A 4,470-nucleotide genomic window follows, 5' to 3' on the forward strand; every position below is an offset into this window, starting at 1 on the left:
CCATACGCGTCAAGTTAAGGAATGTAGAGAGCTTAAAGTAGATACCCTGGTCTTCCTATATCTGTCTTTCAAAGAAAACTTTGACCAGATTATAGTAAGCTTTTTTAGAAAAATTTTTAAATTATTGACAATATTGTTTAATATCAAAAAGAGCTCTCTAACCCGCCTTTTCAATTCAATAAATGCCTTTGTTAAACTGAGCTCCGTGTTCTTTTTTAGTTTTACAAAGCCAACCATTTCGTGAAATACGAGAATAGCACATAATTTTGCGTATAGCTCGCACAATACTCTAAATGGATTTGTCTTTCCTTTTAGTTTATCAAGATTGATATGACTTTTATATAGTTTAAATAGTAATTCGATTTGCCATCTTACTCTATAAACCGTCAATATTTGTTCAGCATTAATTTTACTCTCTGGAACATTAGTTATAAATATTGACCAATCTAATAACTTTTGATTCTTTTGAGAAGATGTATATCCATGTGACTTTGCTAATTTATTAGCCTTTCTTCTTCTAGCCATAGACTGTTCTTCAGTTAGCTTTTGACATATAATTCTTACCTTAATTTTTACTTCCTTTCCTAATAATACTTCTTTTTCTGAAGATAATTGACCTTCTAAATACTCCAATAGCTCTATTTTTTGATTTGTTTCTATATCATATATATTGGTATCAGACTTATAACGACTAACAAAATATGCACCTGCTTCATCAATCTGTTTAAAAGAACTAGGCACAAAGTAGCCCAAGTCAAATATTAGCAAATCATTGGCTGATAAACCGTTCAGATAATCCCTATAACCTTGATCCGACCTTATTCCTTCCATAAAATTTAACTTATCTAGCGCTTGATTCAGGTAATCAAAGACTAACTGTAGCTTTATTCCTGATTTGGTATTATTCTCACAATCTCTATAGCTACTGCCATATCCTTTGTACATATCTTCCATGCTACTGGGCAGGCTAATGTAGCTGCTATCCAATAATTTAACGCTTCCAAATTGCTGTAAAATTTTGCAATCAATCTGTAGACTTTTTTTAAATAAACACAAAGCTTCGTTATACATTTTTTTCATGAACTCAACTGCTTCTTCACTAAACCTAAAATCTAAACCCTGTTTTGTAATTTCTATCGAGTCTTCATTTAGCAATTGGCACATTGTTTCTATGCTGCAATCATCAACTCCTATGTTACCAAAAACCATAGCTTTTATGAATGATGAGCCATTAAGTTTTCTCTTTCTTTTTATAAAACCTACTGCAATTGATATTTCGTCTGCTTTTTCATTAAAGAATTCATTGAGGTCTTTTGATAAGCAAGCTATTCTGTCCATTGTAAGTTCTCTCATTCATATATCCAAGAGAATTTATACCTTATTATTTTCCTTCACTCTATCAACTTTACTTACACTTTTCCTTAACTTGACGCGTATGCACCTCTAAAGTTTTTTACATCAATAGTAGCCTTTTCTTCCTCTACAAGATATTCAACTATATCGTAGCAATTCATTCTAGCAGATTCATGTAATGGAGTATCGCCATTTTTTTCGCTTACTACATTAACATCAGATCCCTTTTCTAACAGAGCTTTAACTATGCCTAAACAGGCCACCTCACAAGCAATATGCAAAGCAGTGCATCCTTCTTCGTTTCGTGCTTCAAAACTAGCTCCTTTTTCTAACAGAAATTGAACTACTTCCAAATGACTACATCCAGCAGCTTCATTTAAAGCAGTATCGCCTTCATAGTTTGTTGCATTAATATCAGTACCTTTGTCTAATAGAGCTTTAACGATTTTTAAGTAACCCTCTCGAGCAGCAATATGCAATACACATTTGAAACTATTCTTTCGTATGTCAGCATTATTCATTTGGCCCAATAGAGCTTTAACTATTTCTAAGTGGTCCTCGCTAGCAGCAATATGCAAAGCAGTACAGTCTTCGTTGTTTCGTGCCTCAACACTGGCTCCTTTTTCTAACAGAAATTGAACTACATCTAAGTGACACATTTCAGCGGCAATATGCAAAGGAGTGTCATTATCATAGGTTGCTTGGTTAATATTGATTTTTTCTTCACTTATAAAGTACTCAACCACTTTTAATTTACCCATTTCAGTAGCAGAATGAAGAGCAGTGCATCCTTCTTTGTTTCGTGCCTCAACACTAGCCCCTTTTCCTAATAGAACTTGAACTACTTCTAAGTGGCCTGCTTTAGCAGCAATATGTAAGGCAGTGTCACCATTATCTTTTTGCGCATCAACATCAGCACCATTATCTAGTAGAACTTGAATTACGTTTAAGTGACCCATCTGAACAGCGATATGCAGCGGAGTAGCTTCTTCATTGTTTATTACCTCAACAGTAGCTCCTTTTTTTAACATGGTTCCAACGATTACGAAGTGGCCCCTGCCAGCAGCAAGATGCAAAGGCGTGTTACCATTGTTGTCTTTTATCTCAACACTAGCTCCTTTGTTTAATAGATCTTGAACTTTCTCTAAGGAACCATGAAAAGCAAAATTAAGTCAGTATGTATATTACTTTCGTGTACACAATGCTCATCTGTTTTTAAGTGACTATCGAGCGTAGCTAAATATGAATACGTAATATTTTGATTAACTTGATAAATTGGTATGGTCTGTGTTGCATAAAAACCTTGTTCTTTTGACCGCTTTTCTATTCCATCAACCATACTGTTCTCTTCTAAATCTGCTTGAATATTTATTGGACTAGATACTTCTTCCAATTGATTACCCACGACACTACCTTAACTTAAAAACTTATGTTTTAATTATTACACAATTATTATAATTAGCAATAGTTTTATATTTTTTTCAGAATTACAAATTTATTGTATTCAGATATAGGAAAATACCTTTTGTCTCTAAAAAACATTGCAACCAAGTATTACAAAGATTTCAATTATTTACTTCTTCAAAGATCCCAAAAAGATCGTATCTTTGTGAGAACAAGCTACGTAAAAGTAGGGTTATGAAAATAGGAACTTGCAATCTTTGCAACAAAGTTAGGTAAGTTAGTTCGTATGTAAATGTAGTAAAAGTAGGCTAATATAGCTGGTTTTAGGATATAGTAGAATCACTATAAAGAAAAGTTCGAACGGTACACTTGGTAGACCAACGCATCCCAAAACGAAAAGCTCTCACGCTTGTTATTTTTAATTAAATAAAAGTGACTATATTATTAATTTAATGATAAAGAGTATGAAAATATATATCTATTGAAAAGTAGTGCTACTAGTCATAAAAAAATGACTTTACTTTGCTGATTTTTATTGCTACTATACGACTAGCGACAACAAGAGGTTTTTATGTTACCATTGCAAAATACTGAAAGCTCCTCACATGAACAAGGTAGTCATTCGAGGAGTTCAGGTAAGAAAAATCGTAAAACGAGTAGAAAACATGGGCGTTCTGTTACAGACAAAGATGGCACAGTATCAAAGAGGCTGCGCATGGATGTAAATGTTACTAGTAATGAAGATTCGGTATTTCCTAGTGATTTACAAGATGAACCTAGACAGGATTTGTCTAACGAAGAAATAAAATTTGCTAAAAGTGTGGTTGGTAGAGAAGGAACACCTGCATTTAATCAGTTTTTAGATTTTTTAATTACAGGAGAAGGGACAAAATATCTAGAAGTTCTAAAAAGAAAAGGAATAAATCTGTCTAATATGTCCAGTATTTTAGGTAGAGCAGGATCTAATGCTCCTAAAGCTTTTAAAGAGTTATATGATCTTTGGTTTGATGAGCAAGAAAACAAAACACCATATTTAAAAACTCTAGAAAAAGAGGGGATAAATCTGTCTAATATTTCCAGTATTTTAGGTAGAGCAGGATCTAATGCTCCTAAAGCTTTTAAAGAGTTGTATGATCTTTGGTTTGATAAGCAAGGAAATAAAACACCATATTTGAAAACTCTAAAAGACAATGGAGTAGGTCTAGCTCGAATGTCCAGTATTTTGAATGGAGCAAGATCTAATGCTCCTAAAGCTTTTAAAGAGTTATATGATCTTTGGTTTGATAAGCAAGGAAATAAAACACCATATTTAAAAACTCTAGAAAGAGAGGGGATAAATCTGTCTAATATGTCCAGTATTTTGAATGGAGCAGGAGCTAAAGCTTCTGAAGCTTTTAAAGAGTTATATGATCTTTGGTTTGATAAGCAAGGAAATAAAACACAATATTTGAAAACTCTAAAAGACAATGGAGTAGGTCTAGCTCGGATGTCCAATATTTTGAATGGAGTAGGATCTAATGCCCCTAAAGCTTTTAAAGAGTTATATGATCTTTGGTTTGATAAGCAAGGAAACAAAACACAACTTTTAAACACTCTAGAAAAAGAAGGAATAAATCTAGCTAAGATGTCCAATATTTTAAGTAGAGCAGGATCTAATGCTCCTAAAGCTTTTAAAGAGTTATATGATCTTTGGTTTGATAAGCAAGGAAACAA

At 33.1% G+C, this 4,470-nt stretch carries 4 protein-coding genes and 1 pseudogene; 1 reads left to right on the plus strand and 4 read right to left on the minus strand.

The window, feature by feature from the left end:
• Positions 1-9 precede the first annotated feature (9 nt).
• The 4 genes and pseudogenes from OZD68_RS05265 to OZD68_RS05275 all read right to left on the minus strand — a co-directional run bounded on the left by OZD68_RS05265 (position 10) and on the right by OZD68_RS05275 (position 2,758).
• The gene (locus tag OZD68_RS05265) at positions 10-1,338 is read right to left on the minus strand and encodes an IS4-like element ISWosp9 family transposase (protein ID WP_275009191.1); all 1,329 of its coding nucleotides are present in this window, start codon (positions 1,336-1,338) and stop codon (positions 10-12) included.
• Positions 1,339-1,421: 83 nt separating this feature from the next.
• Positions 1,422-1,874 carry an ankyrin repeat domain-containing protein gene (locus OZD68_RS06645; protein ID WP_375138388.1) on the minus strand — a complete coding sequence of 151 codons (453 nt, stop codon included), beginning with the start codon at positions 1,872-1,874 and terminating at the stop codon, positions 1,422-1,424.
• A pseudogene (locus OZD68_RS06650) lies at positions 1,863-2,462 on the minus strand (ankyrin repeat domain-containing protein); the annotation flags it as partial. The gene OZD68_RS06645 and the pseudogene OZD68_RS06650, both read right to left, overlap by 12 nt.
• A 35-nt stretch (positions 2,463-2,497) precedes the next feature.
• Positions 2,498-2,758: a hypothetical protein gene (locus OZD68_RS05275; RefSeq protein WP_182309581.1), complete on the minus strand. Its 261-nt coding sequence runs from the start codon at positions 2,756-2,758 to the stop codon at positions 2,498-2,500.
• Between the two features lie 570 nt (positions 2,759-3,328).
• Here OZD68_RS05275 and OZD68_RS05280 point away from each other — a divergent pair.
• On the plus strand, positions 3,329-4,470 hold a 1,142-nt coding region (locus OZD68_RS05280; protein WP_410543731.1), incomplete at its 3' end, for a hypothetical protein.

It is taken from the genome of Wolbachia endosymbiont of Drosophila bicornuta (assembly GCF_028982105.1).
Classification (GTDB): Bacteria; Pseudomonadota; Alphaproteobacteria; order Rickettsiales; family Anaplasmataceae; genus Wolbachia; species Wolbachia pipientis.